The following is a 20,212-nucleotide window of genomic DNA, read 5'->3' on the forward strand; positions in this document are numbered from 1 at the left end:
GTGGGCGCCCCTACAGCTACCGAACCGTCCGGGATATGTGGGAAACTGCGGTCGCCCGCGCCGGGGTTGCCGATGCCCATCTGCATGATCTTCGCGCAAAGAGTCTAACGGATGCCAAGCGTCAAGGGCTTGATCCCGTCGCTTTGGCCGGTCACTCTGACGCCAGGATGACGGCCCGTTATATCCGCCAGCATGACACCGTGGTAGCGGTCCCTCCCAAGCTGGCCGAGTTTTAGACAAGCATGGGCACGAATTAGACATATTTTAGACAATAGGAAGCAAATGGTTGAAACAGATAGAATAAAACTTCATACACCCATGATGCAGCAGTACCTGCGGCTCAAGGCCGAGTGCCCGGAGGCCCTGCTCCTATACCGCATGGGAGACTTCTACGAGCTCTTTTTTGCCGACGCCGAAAAGGCGGCCCAACTCCTCGATATCACGCTTACCAGCCGCGGGACCAGCGCCGGCCAACCCATACCCATGGCCGGCGTACCCGTACAAAGCCTGGACGCTTATCTCGCGCGGCTGGTAAAGCTCGGGCAGAGCGTGGCTATCTGCGAGCAGGTGGGGGATCCGGCCACCAGCAAGGGCCCGGTGGAGCGCGCCATCGTCCGGGTGATCACCCCCGGCACCATTACCGACGGCGAACTCCTGGACGCCCGCAGCGAGCCTCTCCTCCTCGCCGTCTATGGCGAAGGACAGCGCTGGGGCCTGGCTTGGCTGGATGCCGCCGGCGGCCGCCTGTCCGTCCGCGAAGTAGGCGGGGCGGCGCTGGCGGACGAAATCGAGCGACTGCAGCCGGCCGAGATCCTCTGGCCGGAAGGCGAGGCCGCCCCAGGCAACCGGGCGCGAATCCTGCCCAAAAGCGCCTTCCAGGAAGCCCGGACCCAGGCCACCCTCCTCCGCCATTTCGGTGCGCAACTACCCGGCTTTGGCTGCGCCGACCTGCCCTTGGCCCTGCGCGCAGCCGGGGCCATCCTCGCCTACGCCGAAACCCAGCTACATCAGCCCCTGACCCAGGTGCGCCGCATCCATCCCCAGCGGCCGGAAGAAGAACTGCACGTCGATGCCACGGCCCTGCGCGCCTTGGAGGTCCTGGACAACCTGCAGGGCAACGGTCCCAGCCTCTACGGCGTGCTCCAGCACACCCAAAGCCCCATGGGCGCGCGGCTCCTGCGCCGCTGGCTGTTGCGCCCGCTGCGCCAGGGCGCGGAACTCTCCAGACGCCATGACATCGTCAACACCTTGATCGACCATGGTTTCACTGCCCTGCGCAAGGCATTGAAAGGCCTGCCCGATGGCGAACGCCTGCTCACCCGCATCGCCCTGAAAAGCGCCAACCCCCGGGATCTGGCGCTGCTGCGGCAGGCACTCCAGCACCTGTCGGCGCTGCGCGAGGCCCTGGAGGCCCTCCCCCATCCTGCCCTGCGCGATGCCCTGGCAAGGATTCCGAGCTTTACCCACCTATACGAACGCCTCCGCAGCGCCCTGGTAGACAACCCCCCCGTCACCCTCCGGGACGGCGGCGTCCTGCGCGCCGGCTTCGATGCCGAACTGGATCATCTCAACAGCCTCAGCCATGACCTGCAAGGGGTGTTGCGGGACCTGGAACAACGGGAACGGGCACGGACGGGCATTACCCAGCTCAAGATCCAGTTCAACCGGGTCCATGGCTTTTACATCGAGGTGGGGCGCAGCCATCAGGGTCCCCTGCCCGCCGATTACCGGCGGCGGCAAACCCTCAAGAATGCCGAACGCTATATCAACGATGAGCTCAAGCTCATCGAAGACCAGGCCCTCTCCGCCCAAAGCCTGGCCCTGGCCCGGGAGCGGCTGCTCTTCGCCCAGCTCTTGGACGAGCTCGGCGCCGATCTCCCGGCCTTGCAGGACGCCATGGAGACGGTGGCCTGGCTGGACTGCCTCAGCACCCTGGCCGAGCGCGCCGTGACCCTGGATTATTGCGCCCCGGTCTTCCGCAGCGAGCGCATCCTGCACATTCAGGACGGCCGTCATCCCGTGGTGGAGGCGCAACTGGGCAGCGCCTTCGTCCCCAATGATCTCCATTGCGACGAAAGCCGACGCATGCTCCTCATCACCGGCCCCAACATGGGGGGCAAGTCCACCTACATGCGGCAGAACGCCCTCATCGTGCTGATGGCCCACATCGGCAGCCGGGTACCCGCCCGGGAGGCGATCATCGGCCCCGTCGACCAGATCTTCACCCGCATCGGCGCCGCCGATGACCTGGCCGGCGGGCGCTCCACCTTCATGGTGGAAATGAGCGAAACGGCGCGCATCCTCCACCTCGCCACCCCCGAAAGCCTGGTCCTTCTCGACGAGATCGGGCGGGGAACATCCACCTATGATGGGCTGGCCATGGCCTGGGCCAGCGCCGAGGCCCTCGTCGCGCGAGGCGCCTATACCCTTTTCGCCACCCATTACTTTGAACTGACGGAGATCTCCCAGCCCGGCCTCAGCAATGTGCACCTCGATGCCCTGACCCAGGGAGAGGGGGTGATCTTCCTGCATCGCGTCGAAGACGGCCCCGCCAGCCAGAGCTACGGGCTCGCCGTAGCGCGCCTGGCGGGGATCCCCGAGGCGGTCATCGGACGCGCCCGGGAACGGCTCCTGGAACTGGAAGACCCGGCCCGGGAAAAGCCCCGACCCGCAGAGCAGCCTGCGCAACTGGCGCTCTTTCAGCCCCAGCACCCGGCCCTGAGCCTCCTCGCCGCCACCGATCCCGACCAGCTCAGCCCCAGGAAGGCCTTGGACCTGCTTTATCGGTTGCGCTCCCTGCTGCACCAGGAATCGAGCTGAAACCCGCTCAGCGATCGAGGTTGCGGCGTCGTTGCTGCCGCCGACGCTGCAATTGCCATACCGTCAGCACCGGTCCGAGCAAGGCATAAAGGAGGGTCGTGGCAAAGAGCACCAAGGGCGGATGCAGGGCCACGAGGGCAAGGGCCAGCACGACCACGATGGCCAGCGCGAAGGGGACGCGGCCATGCAGGTCGAAGTCCTTGAAGCTGCGATAGCGAATGTTGCTCACCATCATCAACCCCAGGACATAAACCAGAAACAGGGCGATATATTCGGCCACCTGGGTCAGCCAAGGGTAGCCTTCGCCCACCGCCACCCAGACCAGACCGGCGAGTACGGCCGCCGCCATGGGGATGGGCAGGCCTTGAAAGTAGCGCTTGGACTGGTTCTGTACCTGGGCGTTGAAACGCGCCAGGCGTAGCGCCCCACAGGCGGTAAAGACAAAGGCCCCCAGCCAGCCGAGATTGCCGAAATCCCGCAAGCCCCATAAAAATACCAGGAGCGCCGGGGCCAGACCAAAGGCAATGACATCGGCCAGCGAATCGTACTCGGCGCCAAAGGCGCTCTCCGTACCCGTCATTCTGGCCACCCGCCCATCCAGCCCATCCAGGATCATGGCGATGAAGATCACCACCGCCGCCAGGCGGTAGTGACCGCCAATGGACTGGAGCATGGAAAAAAAACCGGCAAAGAGACTGGCCGTGGTAAAAAGGTTGGGCAGGATGTACACGCCCCGGCGGGGATATTGGGCCTTCACGATGGCTCTCCCAGAGTGGCGATGGCGTCGGCGCCGGAGCGCACCCGCTCCCCCACGGCCACCAGGGCCCGGGCGGAAAGCGGCAAATAGGTGTCCACCCGCGAGCCGAAGCGGATGAAGCCAAAGCGCTGACCCGCCGTCACCACCTCATCTCCTCCCACATAGCAAAGGATGCGGCGAGCCACCAGGCCGGCCACCTGCACCACGGTCACGTCCTGGCCGGCGGCAGTCTGGACCCAGAGGGCATTGCGTTCGTTCTCCGCAGAGGCCTTGTCCAGCGCGGCGTTGAAAAATTTCCCCGGAAAATACCAGATCTTCTGCACGCGGCCGGCCACCGGCATGCGATTCACATGCACGTCGAAGACGTTCATAAAAACGCTGATCTTGAGGGCGGAACGGCCCAGATAGGGATCCTCCACCGTTTCCACCGCAATCACTCGGCCATCGGCCGGACAGATCACCAGATCCTTGCCTGGGGGGACCTGACGGCGAGGATCGCGGAAAAACTGGAGGGCAAAAAGGAAGAGGGCATAGGCCGGAAGGGCCCAATACAGAGACAGCAAGATCTGGAACAACACCGCCAAAGCCAGAAAGGCGGCGAGGAAGGGCCAGCCCTCGCGGGCGATCAGGGGATAGGGATAGGGCGTTTTCATCGCGGCAGAGTAGCAGGACGCCGCTCCGCGGAAAAGCCCCGCCCGGCATGGCCGAGGGGGCTGGATGCCCTAGTTGCGGGAGCGGTCCACAATCCGGTTCTTGCCGATCCAGGTCATCATGGAACGCAGCTTGTTGCCCACCACCTCGATGGGATGCTCCGCCCCCAGGCGGCGCATGGCCTGCATCTTGGGCTTGCCGGCCTGATTCTCCAGAATGAACTCGCGGGCAAACTCGCCGTTCTGGATCTCGGTGAGGATCTTCTTCATCTCCGCCTTGGTCTGGGCGTTCACCACCCGCGGGCCGCGGGTCAGATCCCCATACTCGGCGGTATTGGAAATGGAGTAGCGCATATTGGCGATACCGCCCTCGTACATCAGGTCGACGATGAGCTTGAGCTCGTGGAGACACTCGAAATACGCCATTTCCGGAGCATATCCCGCCTCTACCAGGGTCTCGAAACCCGCCTGCACCAGCGCGCTGGCGCCGCCGCAAAGCACGGCCTGCTCACCGAAGAGATCCGTTTCGGTTTCTTCCCGGAAGCTGGTCTCGATCACGCCCGCACGGGTGCCGCCAATGGCCTTGGCGTAGGAGAGGGCGAGATTCTGGGCATTCCCGCTCGCATCCTGATGGATGGCGATGAGGGCCGGCACGCCGCCGCCCTGGGTATAGGTGGAACGCACCAGGTGACCGGGGCCCTTGGGGGCCACCAGGAAGCAGTCCAGGTCGGCGCGGGGATGGATCTGGCCGAAATGCACATTGAAGCCATGGGCGAAGATGAGCGCCGCCCCTTCCTTGATCCGCGGGGCGATGTCCTCGCGATAGAGCGCCGCCTGGCCCTCATCGGGAGTCAGGATCATCACCAGGTCGGCCCCCGCCACCGCGGCGGCCGTTTCCTTTACCTGGAGCCCGGCGCTTACCGCCTTCTCCCAGGATTCCGAGCCCTGGCGCAGGCCCACCACCACGTCCACCCCCGATTCCTTGAGATTGAGGGCGTGGGCATGACCTTGGGAGCCGTAACCGATGATGGCCACCCGCTTGCTCTGGATAAGGGAGAGATCGGCGTCGTTATCGTAAAAAACTTTCATGAAAACCTCATTGCTATCAATGAACGAAAAATGGATGTTCAGATGCCCTTGGCACCGCGGCTGATGGCGCTGGCGCCGCTGCGCACGACTTCGATGACCATACCGGGGTCAAGGGCATGGATAAAGGCATCCAGCTTTTCGCCGGTACCGGTGAGTTCCATGGTATAGGAACGATCGGTGACGTCGATGATGCGCCCGCGAAAAATATCCGCCAGACGCTTGACCTCCTCGCGGTCCGGCCCCACGGCATGGACCTTGATGAGCATCAGTTCGCGCTCGATGTGGGGACCATCGCTGAGATCCTGGACGCGAATGACCTCCACCAGCTTGTTGAGCTGCTTGAGGACCTGCTCCATGACCTCTTCGGAGCCCCGCGTCGCCACCGTCATGCGCGAAATGCTGGCATCATGGGTCGGCGCTACGGTCATGGCCTCGATGTTGTAACCGCGCGCCGAGAAGAGTCCGGCCACCCGCGACAGCGCACCGGCCTCGTTTTCCAGCAGAATGGAGATGATATGGCGCATGCGCTTAGACCAGGATCATTTCGGAAAGGGCCGCCCCGGCCGGGACCATGGGATAGACGTTTTCCTCCGGGTCCACCTGGAAGTCCATGAACACCAGCCGATCCTTCAGGCGCAGGGCCTCGCGGATCACCGGCTCCACATCGGCGGGCTTATCCGCGCGCAAGCCCACGTGGCCGAAGGCCTCGGCGAGCTTGACGAAGTCCGGCAGGGCGTCCACATAACTCATGGCGTAGCGGCTGCCGTAAAAGAACTCCTGCCATTGCCGCACCATGCCCAGGTAATGGTTGTTGAGGCAGGCGACCTTGATGGGCAGCCGATACTGCAGACAGGTGGACAATTCCTGGATGTTCATCTGAATGCTGCCTTCCCCGGTGATGCAGAGAACGGTGGAATCGGGCTCGGCCAATTGCGCGCCCATGGCCGCCGGCAAACCGTAGCCCATGGTCCCCAGGCCGCCGCTGCTGGCCCAACGCCGGGGCCGGTCAAAGCCGTAGAACTGGGCCGCCCACATCTGATGCTGGCCCACGTCCGTCGTGACAATGGCATCCCCGCCCGTCAATTCATACAACTTCTGGATCACGAACTGGGGCTTGATGACCTCGTCATTCTGGGTGTAGTGCAGACAATCGCGTTTGCGCCAGTCTTCGATCTGCGCCCACCAGGCCGCCAGCGCCCGGGCATCCGCGGGATGATCCATTTCCGTGAGGATCTGGTTCATCTCCGCCAGGACCTGCCGCAAATCGCCGACAATGGGGATATCCACCCGCACGTTCTTGGAAATGGAAGAGGGATCGATATCGATGTGGACGATCTTGGCGTGGGGGGCAAACTTGGCGATATTCCCCGTTACCCGGTCGTCGAAGCGGGCACCGATGGCCACCAGGACATCGCAGTTCTGCACCGCCATGTTGGCCTCGTAGGTGCCGTGCATGCCGAGCATGCCGAGGAACTGGCGATCCGAGGCCGGATAGCCGCCCAGCCCCATGAAGGTATTGGTGATGGGCGCGCCCAGACGGCGCACCAGCTTGGCCATCTCTTCCGCCCCATTGGCGAGGATCACCCCGCCGCCGGTGTAGAACATCGGCCGCTGCGCGCCGGCGATCATCTGCATCGCCTTGCGCACCTGACCCGGATGCCCCTTCACCGTCGGCTTGTAGGAGCGCAGGCTGACCTTTTCCGGATAGTGATACAGGGTTTTATGGCCGGTGATATCTTTGGGAATATCCACCAGGACCGGCCCCGGACGGCCGGTGGCGGCCAGATGAAAGGCCGTTTTCAAGGTGCTCGCCAGGTCGCGGACATCCTTGACCAGGAAATTATGCTTGGTGCAGGGCCGGGTGATCCCGACGGTGTCCACTTCCTGGAAGGCATCATTGCCGATGAGCGCCACCGGCACCTGTCCGGTGATCACCACCAAGGGAATGGAATCCATATACGCGGTGGCGATGCCGGTAACGGCATTGGTCGCCCCCGGCCCGCTGGTCACCAGGGCCACGCCCACCTTGCCGGTGATTCGGGCATAGGCATCGGCGGCATGCACCGCCGCCTGTTCGTGACGAACCAGGATGTGCTTGACGGCATCCTGTTTGAAGAGTTCGTCATAGATATAAAGCACCGCACCGCCGGGATAACCGTAGAGGTACTCAACGCCCTCATCGCGCAGGGCGCGTACCACGATCTCCGCACCCGTCAGCTCTTCTTCTTGATGCTGGGCAGTGGGCCGTTGTTCTGTCGTAGTCGGGGACGTCATGGTCGAGCTCCTTACAAGCATAAATACACCCCCGGAACGCTAGAGATTTTTTCGCGCAAGGTCAAATAAAAAAGCATTGCGCCACCCTAGGCGCTTTCTATTTGGAGAAGGCGGGAAAAGGGCCGTTGGAGCAAAAAACTACCGGCGACTGCAGAATCGTGGGTTAGCGCCCCTGCAGTTCCCGCAAATATTCCCGAGCCCTGGCAACCAGATCGCCGGGCAACCCGCGTTTTTCGGCGATCACCAACCCCAGCGACCGGCCGGAAACGCCGATCTGCAATTCATAGGTAGGCTCCAGATGCTGGTCGTCGAAACGCATGGAGGCATTGCGCAGACAGGCATGAGTCTCGGCAAAGCCTTTCAGGGGCGTCAGGTGGGTGGTGACCATGCCATGCACGCCGCGGCCGGCGAGCTGATCGAGCACCGCCATGGCCAGGGCCGCCCCCTCCTCGGGGTCCGTCCCGGTGCCCAGTTCATCCAGGAGCATGAGGGTCTTGTCGTCGGCCTCGGCAATGAGCCGCTTGAGGACCTCCACATGGCCGGAATAGGTGGAAAGCTGAAAGGCCACGTTCTGCGGGTCGCCCATGTCCACAAAGAGGCGGGTAAATCCGCCCACGATGGCGCGCCCCTCCACCGGTACGTGCAGACCGCAGTGGGCCATGACGGTGATCAGGCCTACGGTCTTGAGGGAGACGCTCTTGCCGCCGGTATTGGGGCCCGTCACCACCAGGATGGGGCAGTCGTCGTCGATGCGCACCGACAAGGGCCGGGGTCGCGGCCCATGGCCGTCGGCATGGGCGAGCAGGAGTTGCGGATGGTAGGCCTCTTCCAGCACCAGGATGGCCTCTTCCACCATCTCCGGGGCCTTGGCCCTGAGGTGCTGGGAGAGCTGGGCGGCGGCGATGGCCAGGTCCATCCAGGTCAATGCCTCCACCAATTGATGCAGCCCCGGCAGGCGCAGGCGCGCCTCATCGCTGAGGGCGCGCAGGAGGGCCTGATTCTCGCCATCGATGCGTCCGCCCAGGTTCTCCAGGCGATTATTGGCGGCCACCAGCTCCATGGGTTCGATGAGAATGCCATGCCCCCCGGGGCCGCTGCCCCGCCGCACTCCGCGAACCTGCTCCCCGCCCCCCTGGGGGAAATGCAGGCAGGCCCGCTGCCCGGCCCAATGCACCTTGACGCCGGGTTCGCGCAGCCAGGGCTGCAGCCCCCCTTGCACGGCTTGGCGCGCCGCCTTGAGCTCCTGATGCAGGCCCCGCAAGGTGTCATTGCCATCTTCCCGCACCTGGCCATTGGGCAGGAGGGCCGCCTCGATGGCCGGCAACAGATCCGCCGCCGCATCCAGGCGCTCAGGCCCCGTGGGGAGCAGGGCCGGGCGTTTTTCCACATAGGGCCGCAACTGCTCGCCGACGCGAATGACCCGGGCGAGATTGCGGAAGGCCGTACCCGCCAGAGCGGAACCGGCGGCCGCCACCTGGCGCAGGGCGGGGCGGATGTCGGGCAGGTCCGGCAGGATCGGCCCTTCCCCGGAATCCAGCCCGAAGCGGGCGGCCGTAACCGCTTCCTGCAGGCGCCGCGCCACATGAATATTGGGCGCCGGCTCGATGTTGCGCGCGGATTCGGCGCCGAAGGGCGTTGCGCAAAGCTTTTCCAGAAGACGGCGAATGCCGTCAAACTCCAGGGGCTTCAGATCGGCTTGCATGGGATTCTCTTCCGCGTTTCATCAGGGAGATGGGGGAGTCGCGCCACGGCGCGGTTCAGTGGGCAAAAAGCTGCCGCCACCAGCGCTTGCGGCCCTCGGGAATGAGCACGTCGCCCAAAGACACCGGCGCCATCCGTGACAGCACCCAACCCGGCGGGACCTGGTGCCCGCTGCTGCCGCAGGAAGATCCGAGATTGTTGGGATCGTAGATCTTGATGAGTTGGGGGACGTCGAAGTCGTCCACATAGACGATGCCGAGGTAGGATTCGCGGTGGTCCTTATGCAGAAGGGCATCGATCTCCGCAAGCACCCGGCGGAAGGTATCCCGCTGCACCGGCGCGGTGGGGGCCTCCTGGCCCACATAATAGACAAACCAGCCATCATCCGCGGCCGCGGAAACCTGCGCGCAAAAGCTGTCCCAGCGCGACCACTCGCGGATGCCGCGCAGCAGGCCATTGTAGCGCTCCAGAAAATCACCCATCAAAGATCTCCCATGGTCCCCATGAAATGCGCCATGAGGCGCCGTTGCTGAGCCTTGCGGCGATGCTCGAAAATAAAGATTCCCTGCCAGGTCCCCAGCGCCAGTGCCCCGTTTCGGACGGGGATGCTGAGACTCGGCTGGGTCAATGCCGCGCGCAGATGGGCCGCCATGTCGTCGGAACCCTCGTTGCGGTGGCGGTAGCGGGGGTCACCGTCGCTCACCAGCCGCTCCAGGTAGGCGAGGATATCGGCCCGCACATCGGGATCGGCGTTTTCCTGGATGAGCAGGCTGGCCGAGGTGTGGGGCAGAAACAGGGTCAAGAGGCCATGGGCAAGACCCGCCTCCCGCAGCCACAGGGCAATCTCGTCGGTAACCTCATACAAGCCGCGACCATTGTTCGGGAAGAGCCATTCCCGATCTTGTTGTCTTACCATGGCTTTCCTTCCGCTGCTGCCGGGAATGAGTGAACAGGGCCGTGCGCGAAGCGGCTGCGCCAAGCCATCCTGGAGAAAATGTGCATCTCCCGGGCGCAGACGTCAAGGGCGCAAGCCATGGCAACAAGGCCATCGAAGCGGATCCCGGCGTTGGCGGAGGAAAACCGCCACGGGCCGTTTGACACCGCCCCCCTAGCCACGCCGGGCGCGAAAGAACGCACGCAAGAGGAGGCCCGCCTCCTCCGCGCAAACGCCGCCACGCCACGATACCTGATGGTTCATGCGCGGGTCGGCCAACAGGGAATAGAGGCTGGCGACGGCGCCACCCTTGGGATCGGCGGCGGCGTAGACCAGACGCCGCACGCGGGCGTGCAGGATGGCGCCGGCACACATGGCGCAGGGCTCCAGGGTGACATAGAGGGTACTGCCACCCAAACGATAATTGCCTACGCGCTCGGCCCCTTGGCGGAGGGCAAGGATTTCGGCATGGGCCGTGGGGTCGTGGCGGCCGATGGGCTGGTTGTGGGCAGCCCCCAAAATCACGCCATCGGCACCAAGCAGGAGGGCGCCCACGGGCACCTCGCCAAGATCAGCGGCCTGCCGCGCCAACGCCAGGGCCTGCGCCATCCAGTGGCGGTCGACGGCATCCTGCCCCCCCGCCGGAGACGAAGGGAGAGAATCTTCATTCATTTTTGGCAGAATACGTCATAGGTAATTGAGATAAAGGTATTTTCACTCCCACTCAATGGTAGCCGGAGGCTTGGAGCTGATGTCATAGACCACGCGGTTCACGCCCTGCACCTCGTTGGTGATCCGGCTGGAAATCCGCTCCAGAAGCTCATAGGGCAAATGCGCCCAGTCGGCCGTCATGCCATCCGCGGACTCCACGGCGCGCAGCGCAATGGTTTCGTCATAGGTGCGGGAATCGCCCATCACGCCCACGCTGCGCACCGGCAAGAGGACGGCAAAGGCCTGCCAGATACGATCATAGAGACCGGCCTCGCGGATTTCGTCCATGACGATGCGATCGGCCCGGCGCAGGATCTCCAGACGGGGGCTGCTTACCTCGCCCAGACAGCGGATGGCCAAACCCGGCCCCGGGAAGGGCTGGCGACGGATGATGTCCTCGGGCATGCCCAGTTCCCGCCCCAGTTCGCGCACCTCATCCTTGAACAGTTCGCGCAGGGGTTCCACCAGTTGCAGACGCATCCTTTCGGGCAGCCCGCCGACATTGTGATGGGACTTGATGGTGGCGCTGGGCCCCTTGAAGGAGATGGATTCGATGACATCGGGGTAGAGGGTGCCCTGGGCCAGAAAATCGGCATCGCCGATGGCCTGGGCCTCTTCCTCGAAGATCTCGATGAACAGGCCGCCGATGCGCTTGCGCTTCTGTTCCGGATCCGTCACTCCGGCGAGGGCTGCGAGGAAGCGGCTGCGGGCATCCACCACCCGCAGGGGGATCTTCAGATAGTTGGCGAAGACCGCCGCCACCTTCTCGGCCTCACCGGCCCGCAGCAGGCCATTATTCACAAAAATACAGGTGAGTTGATCACCAATGGCGCGGTGGATGAGCACCGCGGTCACCGCCGAATCCACGCCGCCGGAGAGGGCAGCGATGACCTTGCGCTCCCCCACCTGCCGGCGCACCGCGGCCACCGCCGTTTCCCGATAGGAACTCATGGTCCATTGCCCATGACAGCCGCAGACCCCGCGCACGAAGGAGGTCAGCATCTCGCTGCCGGCCGGGGTGTGGACGACTTCCAGATGGAACTGCACGCCGTAGAGATGACGGGCCGGATCGCCGATGGCCGCCAGAGGCGAGTTGTCACTGGCGGCAAGGACGCGAAAGCCCGGCGGCAGGGCCTCGATACGGTCGCCATGGCTCATCCACACTTCCTGTACCCCCTGCTCGCCGGCAAAGGGCAGAAAGGGGCCCACCGCCTCACGAATATGCAGCAGGGCACGGCCATATTCGCGGTGTTCCGCCGCCGCCACCCGCCCGCCCAGCAGGTGGGTCATGAGTTGCAGCCCATAACAGATGCCCAGCACGGGTATGCCCAGGTCAAAGAGCCCCTTGTCCACCGTCGGCGCGTCCGGATCCCGAACCGAGGACGGGCCGCCCGAAAGAATGATGCCCCGGGGTTGCCAGGCGGCCATGTCCGCCAGGGCCATGGTGCAGGGGTGGATCTCGCAGTAGACATGGGCTTCCCGGACCCGCCGGGCGATGAGCTGGGTATACTGGGAACCGAAATCGAGGATGAGAATGCGCTCGTGCATGCGGTTTACTCCACCCGATAGTTGGGTGCTTCCTTGGTGATGGTGACGTCGTGGACATGGCTTTCGCGCACCCCGGCCTGGGTGATCTTGATGAAGCGGGCGCGGCTGCGCAGGGCCTCCAGATGCTCCGCTCCCAGATAACCCATGCTGGAGCGCAAGCCGCCCAGGAGCTGATGGATCACCTGCCCGGCGGGGCCCTTGTACGGCACCCGCCCTTCCACCCCCTCGGGAACGAGCTTGGGGGCCTCGGGGCTGGCGTCCTGGAAATAGCGGTCGGCGGAGCCCTGCTGCATGGCCCCCAGGGAGCCCATGCCCCGGTAGGCTTTGTAGGAGCGGCCCTGATACAGTTCGATCTCCCCCGGAGCTTCGTCGGTACCGGCCAGCAAACCGCCGACCATGACCGAATGGGCGCCGGCGGCCAGGGCCTTGGCAAAATCCCCGGAGAAGCGTATCCCGCCGTCGGCAATCAGGGGGATGCCCCGCGAGGCCAGGGCCTCCGCCACGTTGCTGATGGCAGTGATCTGCGGCACACCGACGCCGGCGACGATGCGCGTGGTGCAGATGGAGCCGGGGCCAATGCCCACCTTCACCCCATCGGCACCGGCATCCGCCAGGGCCAGGGCGGCCTCGGCCGTAGCGATATTGCCGCCAATCACATCGATTTCGGGGAAATGGGTCTTGATCCAGGTGACCCGATCCAGCACGCCCTGACTGTGCCCGTGGGCGGTATCGACAATGATGACGTCCACCCCCGCTTCCGCCAGGGCCGTGACCCGCTCGGCGGTGCCCTCCCCCACACCCACCGCCGCGCCCACCAGGAGGCGGCCCTGGCTGTCGCGGCAGGCCAGGGGATGCTCCGTGGCCTTGCGGATGTCCTTGACCGTGATCAGTCCCCGCAGGGCAAATTGGCCATTCACTACCAGTATTTTTTCAATGCGATGCTGATGCAGCAGCGCCTTGGTGACCTCCAGGCTCGTGCCTTCGGGCACGGTCACCAGCCGCTCCCGGGGAGTCATGACGCTGCTGACGGGGGCTTCCAAGCGGGTTTCAAAACGCAGATCGCGGTGGGTGACGATCCCCTCCAGCCGTTCGCCATCCACCACCGGCACCCCGGAGATGCCGTGTTCGGCCATCAACTGCAACACTTCCCGGATGCTGACATCGGCGCGGGTGGTGATGGGGTCCTTGATCACGCCCGCCTCGAATTTTTTCACCCGCCGCACCAAGGCTGCCTGCTGCTCGGGCGCCATGTTTTTATGAATGATGCCGATGCCGCCCTCCTGGCCCATGGCAATGGCCATGGCCGCCTCCGTCACCGTATCCATGGCGGCGGAGAGCAAAGGGATATTGATGCGGATGCGGCGGCTGAATTGCGTGTCGATGCGCACGTGGCGCGGGAGCACCGCCGAATGGGCGGGGACCAGGAGCACATCATCGAAGGTCAGGGCTTCGCCGATGAGTTGCATGTAATTTCCCCCAAAACGAGAAAAGGGCCGGGTATCGCGTTCCCAGCCCCATGGTTAAGGCATTCCCTATGATACCGGGCGATGCGACGACTTTCCAGCCGCAGATGGATCCCCGCATCCCGGCATTGGCCCATGGATGCCGTTCCGGGGCAAAGCGAAGTCCTGGCCGAGACCCCCTGCTTTTTATGCCTTGTTTCGGTTACACTGAGTTTTATGATGACTAGCCCATATAGAGATCGCCCTTGGTATCGCTGAAAGCCTTTCTCGCAGAACAGCTTGCCCCAAAAACCATGGGGGCGTTGGCAGAGCCGGCCGGCCCGGTCGTTTCCGGGGCGCCGCTCTCGGCGCGGGTCATCCCCCGGACGGAGCACGAAATCTCCCGTCGCCAGTTGAGCTATGGCGCCCTGCAGGTCCTCAACGGGCTGCACCGGGCGGGCTTCCAGGCCTATCTGGTGGGCGGCAGTGTTCGCGATCTCCTGCTGGGGCGGGAGCCCAAGGATTTCGACGTAGCCACGGATGCCCGCCCCGAGCAGGTGCGCAAGCTCTTCCGGCGCAATGCCCGCCTCATTGGTCGTCGCTTCATCCTGGCCCATGTCCAGTTTGGCGAAGAGATCATCGAGGTCGCCACCTTTCGCGGCGGATCGGCGGAGCAGCCGGACGCCGGCGAGCGTAGCGCCAGCGGGCGCATCCTGGCCGACAATAGTTACGGCTCTCTGGAAGAAGACGCCCAGCGTCGCGACCTCACCGCCAACGCCCTTTATTACAATATCGCCGATCGCAGCATCCTGGATTTCTCCACCGGTCTCGAAGACCTCCGCGCCGGCCGTCTGCGCATGATCGGTGACCCGCGCACCCGCTACAGCGAGGATCCGGTGCGCATGCTGCGGGCGGTGCGCTTTGCCGCCAAGCTCGGTTTCCGCCTCGACGAAGGCGCTCAGGAACCCATGGCCGAGTGCCGATCGCTCCTGGCCGAAGTACCTCCCGCCCGGCTTTTCGATGAAACCCTCAAGCTCTTCCTGACGGGACACGGTCTGGCCAGCTTTGAACTCCTGCGCCAGCATGGTCTCTTTGCGATACTCTTTCCGACGGTGGAGGCGGCGCTCGCCGAGGATGCCCTGGAACCGTCACGACGCCTCTTGCAACTGGCCCTGGAGGGCACCGATGAGCGCGTCGCCGCAGGCAAGTCGGTAACCCCCGCCTTTCTTTTTGCCGCCCTGCTCTGGCCGGCACTGCAGACTCAGTGTGCCGCCCAGGAAAACGCCGGGAAGTCCCCGGCCCTCGCCCTGCAAAGGGCGGCTGCCGAACTGCTCCAGGAGGCCTCCGGACGGGTGACGGTGCCGCGCCGTTTTTCCCTGCCCATGCGTGAGATCTGGGATCTGCAGGCCCGTTTTCAGCGCCGCGGCGGCCGCCGTCCCTATGCCTTGCTCGCCCACCCGCGCTTTCGCGCCGCCTTTGACTTCCTGGAATTGCGCAGCCGCGCCGGCGAAATAAGCGCGGCCCTGCCCCAATGGTGGCTGGCCTTTCAGGAGGCCGACCACAGCGCGCGCGAGGCGCTGGTGGCCCAGGCGCGGGAAGAGGACCGCGGTCAGGAACAGGAACTCGGTCCGCTCCCGGCCACGCGCCGTCGGCCGCGACGCCGCGACCGGCGCCGGGGAGCGCGCAGCGAGGGAGCGCAGGAGCCGGGCGACGCATCCCTCATGGATGGAGCAACGGACTGACGGCGGTGGCAGGGGCATATATCCTTCCCCACCAGCAAGCCGATCTGGATGCCTTTGGCGCTCTCATTGGCGCCTCTCTCCTCTACCCCGACTACACCCCGCTCCTGCCCCACGGCACCAGCCCGGAGTTGCACCGCCTGCTCCGGGAACGTCCGGAAATGGGCGCCCGTCTGGGTGCACCGGACCTCCTCCAGCGGCACCCTGCCACCCGGGTCATTTTGGTGGATTGCAGTCAGGCCGAGCGCATCGGCCCGCCTGCCGCCTTGCTTGGGGAAGTACGGGAATGGATCGTTTACGACCATCACCCGCCCCTGCAAGGGGATATCACCGGGGCCGAAGTGCATCGCGCCGCCACCGGTGCCTGCACCACTCTGCTCGTCGAGGCCCTGCAAGGGCTGCATCTCCACCCTGCGCCCCCGGAAGCGTCCCTGATGCTGCTGGGCATTCTGGAAGATACGGATCACCTGCGCACCCCCAATGTGACCCCCAGGGACCTGCGCGCCTGCGCCTGGCTGCTGGAGCAAGGGGCGGACCTGCCTTGGGCCGGAGAGATATTGCGTAGCGCCCTCACGGCCGAACAGATCGCGCTGCTGGACCATCTCTTGCAGGAAGGGCGCTGGGTGCAGGAACAAGATCCGGCGCTGTGGATCAGTGCCGTAAGCTGGGACGGCCCCATCCATGATGGAGGCCGCATCGTCCACCACGCCCTGGCCAGCGCCCGCGCCGATGCCGCCATTGCCCTGATCACCCAAGGCAAACATGTTACGGCCATCGGCCGCAGCCGCGGCAGCGTCCCCCTGGAACACATCTTCCATGATCTGGGTGGCGGGGGACAACGGGAGGCCGCCGCCGCAGTGCTCCATGACAGCACCCTGGCGGAGGCGGAACAACGCCTGCTGCGCATCCTGCAAAACTATTATGGGCCCATGACGCAGCAAGCGGCGGCGATCATGAATCGCGCCATTTTCTCCTGCCCCGCCGATACCCTGCTGGGGGAAGCCGCCGCAGCCCTGGGCCAGACCCCCCACCGGGGCATGCCCGTGGTGGAAAACGGGCGCGCGCGGGGCTATGTCCACCGCCAACTCCTGGAGAACGGGATACGCCATGGGCTGGCCGGACAAGCGGTGCGGGCCTATGCCGAAACCCTGCCGGAGGTCGCGCCGGAAACCCCCATCAGCACCCTGCGCACCCTGCTCCTGGAGGCACGCCATCCGATGCTCGCCGTGCAGGGAAAAACCGGGCCATTGCAGGGCATCATTACCGCCACGGACCTGCAACGCGCCGAAACCCCCCTGTCCTTCGCTCCGGAGCGCCGCGCCGGTCGGCGCCACCTGCGCGGCGAAATCCACCGGCAGTGGGGCGCAGCGGCCATCTCGCGCCTGCAGGAACTGGGCCGGCGGGCGGCGGCCTTGGGCAGCAGCGCCTACCTGGTGGGCGGTTGCGTGCGCGATCTCCTCCTGCAACGTGCCGTCACGGATATCGACGCCGTCATCGAGGGGGACGCCTTGCGCCTGGCCGCGGATCTGGCCGCGGCCGTGCCCGGCAGCCACCTGCACAGCCATCCGCGCTTCGGCACCGCCACCGTGCGCTTTGCCGACCGGTTCCGTCTGGATCTGGCCAGCAGCAGGGTCGAGCACTATCCCCAGCCGGGCGCCCTGCCCATCGTCCAGGCCGGGGGCATCCAGGCCGATCTCTGGCGGCGGGATTTCACCATCAATGCCATGGCCATCGCCCTCAACCCCCCTTCCTTCGGGCAGCTTCTGGACCCCTATCGCGGCTTGTCCGATCTTCAGGAGGGACGCCTGCGCGTCCTGCATACCCTCTCCTTCATTGAAGACCCGACCCGCATCCTGCGCGCCCTGCGCTTTTCCGCCCGCTTCCGGTTCGAGATGGAGGCGCACACCCTGGGGCTGATGAAAAACGCCATGGCCATCGACATCTTCCGCCATCTCAGCGGGCCGCGCCTGTGGCGGGAGATCCGTTATCTTCTGCAGCTCCCCGATCTGCTGCCCGCCCTGCGCCTCCTGCAGGAATGGCGGCTCTGGCCGCTCCTGCGCCCGGCGCCCGCGGACCCTGCCGCGCTCTTCGCCACGGTACAAAGGGCCCTTACCCTGCGCGACTGGTTTCAGCTTTCCTTTCCCCAGGAGCCCCTGCTGCAGGACACCCTTTTTCTGCGCATCCTCTGGCACGATATCCCTTGGGCAGAACGGCAAGAACGCTTAAACTATTTCCAGGTTGGCGGGGCTGATGACATTCAGAACGATCTGCAGCGCCTGCCCGAGATCGCCGCCCAACTCGCTCGCGGGGTACGCCCCAGCCAGCGCCGGGCCCTGCTCTCGCAACTGCGCGTGGAGGGGGTTCTGGCCCTGCTGGCAGGGCATCCGCAGGGGCCGACACAGGCGGCGGGATTGGCCTATCTGCAGACGGATCGGCACCTCGCTTCCCCCCTGAGCGCCAAAGAAATCATGGCCTTGGGGCTTGCGCCCGGGCCTGCGGTGGGCCACTGGCTGAAGCGGCTGCGCGACGCCCGGCTGGATGGAGAAATCAGCGATAAGGAATCGGCTCGACAATGGCTCCTGAACAACTTGAAACAGCCCCCCGGCAAGCCGTAACCTGCTGGATCGGCCTGGGCAGCAATATGGGTCATCCCGAGCAGCAGTTGCGGGACGCCATGGCGGCGCTGCGGGATCTCGCCGGTTGCCAGGTGACATGGCGCTCCCGCCTCTACCGGACCCAGCCCGTGGGCGGCCCGCAGCAGCCGGATTTCATCAACGCGGTCGTGCGGATGGTGACCACCCTCGCCCCCCTCGGCCTGCTCTGCGCCCTGCACAAGCTAGAAACGCGGGCCGGCCGGCAACGCAGCCGGGAAGTCTACTGGGGGCCGCGCATGCTTGATCTGGACCTGCTGATCTACGGCGACGCCATCGTCCGTAGCCCTGCCCTGACCCTTCCCCATCCCCGTCTCCACGAGCGCGCCTTCGTCTTGCTACCCTTGGCGGAATACGACCCGCAATTGCGCATTCCCGGTGCCGGCTGCGTCAATGACCACCTCCCGGCCACCCTGCATGGGCAAGGGATCAAGGCCCTGTCCGACGATTTGGATCAGCAGGCGCAACCTATGCGGACGGCGGCCTCGGTATGATGGCGGACGTCCATATTGCCGTGGAAGGTCCCATGGGAGCGGGCAAGACCAGTCTCGCCCAGCGTCTGAGTGCCAGCCTCGGCACCCGCCTCCTGCTGGAACAACCGGCGGAAAACCCCTTCCTGGCGGATTTTTACACCAGATCATCGCACCCGGCCCTCGCCACCGAGATCTGTTTTCTACTGCAACGGCATGCGCAATGGCGGAAGATATCGGTTACCCAGAGCATGGTGAGCGACTTTTGCGGTGCCAAGGGCGAGATCTTTGCCCCCCTGACCCTCTCCCCTGCCGAACTCGGCCTGTATCGACAAGTGGCGCAGGCCATCGACAGCCGCCCCCCCGCGCCGGATTTGCTGATTTTCCTCCACGCCCCGCTGGATACGCTCTGGGCGCGGGTACAACGGCGTCATGCCCCCTACGAGGCCCGGTTACGCTATGATTATCTGCGCCGGGTGAGTGCCGCCTATGCACAATGGCGCGCCCAATATCCGGGCCTCTGCCTGGATTTTGCCACCGATCAGGTGGATTTTGTGGCGGATCCCGGTCACTATAAGCAAATTCTAACGCGCGTCAGCGACGCCCTACCCACGCGAAACGAGACCCCATCGCCATGAGCAAAAAACTGCAGGACTGGCAGGGCGACAAAGCTGCAGGCCGCAAGCGCGCCCTGATCACCGCCTACGACTACCCTTTTGCCCACTTCGCCGCCCAGGCTGGCTTGGACGGCATTCTCGTGGGCGACTCCCTGGGCATGGTGGTGGCGGGCGAGGCCGATACCTTGGGCGTCAGCCTGGAGCAGGTCTGTTATCACACCCGCATGGCGGCGCGCGGTGCCGGTAGCTGTCTGCTCATCGCCGACCTGCCCTTCGGCAGTTACGAAGGGAGCCCCGAGCAAGCCTGGTCCAGCGCCGCGGCCCTGCTGCGCGCCGGTGCCGACATGGTCAAGCTGGAAGGCGGCCGGGAAATGGCCGAAACCGTCGCCTTCCTCGCCCAGCGCGGCGTTGCCGTCTGCGGCCATATCGGCCTCACCCCCCAGCGGGTGCGTCAATGGGGCGGCTTTCGCCGGCAGGGGACCGATGCGCCAGGCGCCCAGCACCTGCGCGAAGACGCCGCCGCCCTGGCCGCCGCCGGGGCGCGCCTGCTGGTGATCGAGGCCGTGCCGGCGGAATTGGGCGCCGAGATCACCCGCAACCTGGCCATCCCCACCATCGGCATTGGCGCCGGGCCCGACACCGATGCCCAGGTCCTGGTCCTGCATGACGTCCTGGGCCTGGCCCCCGGCGGCAGCCCCAGCTTTGCCCACCAATACCTCGGCGGCGCCGGGCTGGTGGAAGGCGCCCTCACCCGCTATGCCGAGGAAGTGCGCAGCGGGCGCTTTCCCCCGCGCCAGGAGCGTTGAGGC

Annotated in this window: 18 protein-coding genes; 7 read left to right on the forward strand and 11 right to left on the reverse strand. The window is 65.2% G+C overall.

Going from position 1 to position 20,212, the window contains the following annotated elements; genetic code table 11:
• Together ACP5MM_RS07185 and mutS are read left to right on the forward strand one after the other, a co-directional pair.
• Positions 1–236: tyrosine-type recombinase/integrase (locus tag ACP5MM_RS07185; RefSeq protein ID WP_427934327.1), on the forward strand; the 236-nt coding region annotated here is incomplete at its 5' end.
• An 82-nt stretch (positions 237–318) separates the two neighbouring features.
• On the forward strand, positions 319–2,820 hold the full coding sequence (mutS, locus tag ACP5MM_RS07190) for a DNA mismatch repair protein MutS (RefSeq protein ID WP_427934328.1): 2,502 nt from the start codon (positions 319–321) through the stop codon (positions 2,818–2,820).
• Positions 2,821–2,827: 7 nt separating this feature from the next.
• On the opposite strand, the gene pssA is transcribed toward mutS, so the two are convergent.
• The 11 genes from pssA to guaB form a co-directional block, all read right to left on the reverse strand.
• Complete coding sequence (gene pssA, locus ACP5MM_RS07195; RefSeq protein WP_427931704.1) at positions 2,828–3,577, reverse strand: CDP-diacylglycerol--serine O-phosphatidyltransferase; 750 nt, start codon at positions 3,575–3,577, stop codon at positions 2,828–2,830.
• A complete protein-coding gene (locus ACP5MM_RS07200; RefSeq protein WP_427931702.1) occupies positions 3,574–4,230 on the reverse strand; it encodes a phosphatidylserine decarboxylase in 657 nt (218 codons plus the stop codon). Before ACP5MM_RS07200 ends, pssA begins: the two co-directional genes overlap by 4 nt.
• A gap of 69 nt (positions 4,231–4,299) precedes the next feature.
• On the reverse strand, positions 4,300–5,316 hold the full coding sequence (gene ilvC, locus ACP5MM_RS07205; RefSeq protein ID WP_427931700.1) for a ketol-acid reductoisomerase: 1,017 nt from the start codon (positions 5,314–5,316) through the stop codon (positions 4,300–4,302).
• Positions 5,317–5,354: 38 nt separating this feature from the next.
• Positions 5,355–5,840, reverse strand: coding sequence for an acetolactate synthase small subunit (gene ilvN / locus ACP5MM_RS07210; protein ID WP_123102258.1), 486 nt, complete (start codon positions 5,838–5,840; stop codon positions 5,355–5,357).
• Between the two features lie 4 nt (positions 5,841–5,844).
• A complete protein-coding gene (gene ilvB, locus ACP5MM_RS07215; RefSeq protein ID WP_427931698.1) occupies positions 5,845–7,590 on the reverse strand; it encodes a biosynthetic-type acetolactate synthase large subunit in 1,746 nt (581 codons plus the stop codon).
• Between the two features lie 163 nt (positions 7,591–7,753).
• Positions 7,754–9,292 (reverse strand): endonuclease MutS2, encoded by a 1,539-nt coding sequence (locus ACP5MM_RS07220; protein WP_427931697.1) that lies wholly within the window; start codon positions 9,290–9,292, stop codon positions 7,754–7,756.
• Between the two features lie 55 nt (positions 9,293–9,347).
• Positions 9,348–9,773: a hypothetical protein gene (locus ACP5MM_RS07225; RefSeq protein ID WP_427931695.1), complete on the reverse strand. Its 426-nt coding sequence runs from the start codon at positions 9,771–9,773 to the stop codon at positions 9,348–9,350.
• A complete protein-coding gene (locus ACP5MM_RS07230; RefSeq protein ID WP_427931693.1) occupies positions 9,773–10,207 on the reverse strand; it encodes a secondary thiamine-phosphate synthase enzyme YjbQ in 435 nt (144 codons plus the stop codon). Before ACP5MM_RS07230 ends, ACP5MM_RS07225 begins: the two co-directional genes overlap by 1 nt.
• Before the next feature lie 192 nt (positions 10,208–10,399).
• Positions 10,400–10,897, reverse strand: coding sequence for a tRNA adenosine(34) deaminase TadA (gene tadA, locus ACP5MM_RS07235; RefSeq protein ID WP_427931691.1), 498 nt, complete (start codon positions 10,895–10,897; stop codon positions 10,400–10,402).
• A gap of 42 nt (positions 10,898–10,939) precedes the next feature.
• Positions 10,940–12,484 carry a glutamine-hydrolyzing GMP synthase gene (gene guaA, locus ACP5MM_RS07240; protein WP_427931689.1) on the reverse strand — a complete coding sequence of 515 codons (1,545 nt, stop codon included), beginning with the start codon at positions 12,482–12,484 and terminating at the stop codon, positions 10,940–10,942.
• A gap of 5 nt (positions 12,485–12,489) precedes the next feature.
• Positions 12,490–13,950: an IMP dehydrogenase gene (guaB, locus tag ACP5MM_RS07245; RefSeq protein ID WP_427931688.1), complete on the reverse strand. Its 1,461-nt coding sequence runs from the start codon at positions 13,948–13,950 to the stop codon at positions 12,490–12,492.
• Positions 13,951–14,192: 242 nt separating this feature from the next.
• Here guaB and pcnB point away from each other — a divergent pair, with 242 nt between their 5' ends.
• The 5 genes from pcnB to panB are packed head-to-tail and all read left to right on the forward strand — an operon-like array spanning position 14,193 to position 20,209.
• Positions 14,193–15,668 (forward strand): polynucleotide adenylyltransferase PcnB, encoded by a 1,476-nt coding sequence (gene pcnB / locus ACP5MM_RS07250; protein ID WP_427931686.1) that lies wholly within the window; start codon positions 14,193–14,195, stop codon positions 15,666–15,668.
• Between the two features lie 5 nt (positions 15,669–15,673).
• On the forward strand, positions 15,674–18,280 hold the full coding sequence (locus tag ACP5MM_RS07255) for a CBS domain-containing protein (RefSeq protein WP_427931684.1): 2,607 nt from the start codon (positions 15,674–15,676) through the stop codon (positions 18,278–18,280).
• Entirely contained in the window at positions 18,238–18,810 is a 573-nt protein-coding gene (gene folK, locus ACP5MM_RS07260; protein ID WP_427931683.1) for a 2-amino-4-hydroxy-6-hydroxymethyldihydropteridine diphosphokinase, read from the forward strand. The genes ACP5MM_RS07255 and folK overlap by 43 nt, the downstream gene beginning before the upstream one ends.
• A complete protein-coding gene (locus tag ACP5MM_RS07265; protein WP_427931681.1) occupies positions 18,807–19,424 on the forward strand; it encodes a deoxynucleoside kinase in 618 nt (205 codons plus the stop codon). The genes folK and ACP5MM_RS07265 overlap by 4 nt, the downstream gene beginning before the upstream one ends.
• Entirely contained in the window at positions 19,421–20,209 is a 789-nt protein-coding gene (panB, locus tag ACP5MM_RS07270) for a 3-methyl-2-oxobutanoate hydroxymethyltransferase (protein WP_427931679.1), read from the forward strand. Before ACP5MM_RS07265 ends, panB begins: the two co-directional genes overlap by 4 nt.
• Positions 20,210–20,212: the final 3 nt, after the last annotated feature.

Origin of the sequence: Acidithiobacillus sp. (genome assembly GCF_049965315.1) — a bacterium.
Taxonomy (GTDB): Bacteria; Pseudomonadota; Gammaproteobacteria; order Acidithiobacillales; family Acidithiobacillaceae; genus Acidithiobacillus_B.

Excerpts from the sequence above, each read along its gene's own strand:
- folK (WP_427931683.1), top strand. The coding sequence starts at position 18,238 with ATGGCTCCTGAACAACTTGAAACAGCCCCCCGGCAAGCCGTAACCTGC.
- panB (WP_427931679.1), top strand. The coding sequence starts at position 19,421 with ATGAGCAAAAAACTGCAGGACTGGCAGGGCGACAAAGCTGCAGGCCGC.
- tadA (WP_427931691.1), bottom strand. The coding sequence starts at position 10,897 with ATGAATGAAGATTCTCTCCCTTCGTCTCCGGCGGGGGGGCAGGATGCC.
- ilvN (WP_123102258.1), bottom strand. The coding sequence starts at position 5,840 with ATGCGCCATATCATCTCCATTCTGCTGGAAAACGAGGCCGGTGCGCTG.
- ilvB (WP_427931698.1), bottom strand. The coding sequence starts at position 7,590 with ATGACGTCCCCGACTACGACAGAACAACGGCCCACTGCCCAGCATCAA.
- ilvC (WP_427931700.1), bottom strand. The coding sequence starts at position 5,316 with ATGAAAGTTTTTTACGATAACGACGCCGATCTCTCCCTTATCCAGAGC.
- guaB (WP_427931688.1), bottom strand. The coding sequence starts at position 13,950 with ATGCAACTCATCGGCGAAGCCCTGACCTTCGATGATGTGCTCCTGGTC.
- ACP5MM_RS07220 (WP_427931697.1), bottom strand. The coding sequence starts at position 9,292 with ATGCAAGCCGATCTGAAGCCCCTGGAGTTTGACGGCATTCGCCGTCTT.
- ACP5MM_RS07230 (WP_427931693.1), bottom strand. The coding sequence starts at position 10,207 with ATGGTAAGACAACAAGATCGGGAATGGCTCTTCCCGAACAATGGTCGC.
- ACP5MM_RS07225 (WP_427931695.1), bottom strand. The coding sequence starts at position 9,773 with ATGGGTGATTTTCTGGAGCGCTACAATGGCCTGCTGCGCGGCATCCGC.
- ACP5MM_RS07200 (WP_427931702.1), bottom strand. The coding sequence starts at position 4,230 with ATGAAAACGCCCTATCCCTATCCCCTGATCGCCCGCGAGGGCTGGCCC.
- ACP5MM_RS07265 (WP_427931681.1), top strand. The coding sequence starts at position 18,807 with ATGATGGCGGACGTCCATATTGCCGTGGAAGGTCCCATGGGAGCGGGC.
- mutS (WP_427934328.1), top strand. The coding sequence starts at position 319 with ATGATGCAGCAGTACCTGCGGCTCAAGGCCGAGTGCCCGGAGGCCCTG.
- guaA (WP_427931689.1), bottom strand. The coding sequence starts at position 12,484 with ATGCACGAGCGCATTCTCATCCTCGATTTCGGTTCCCAGTATACCCAG.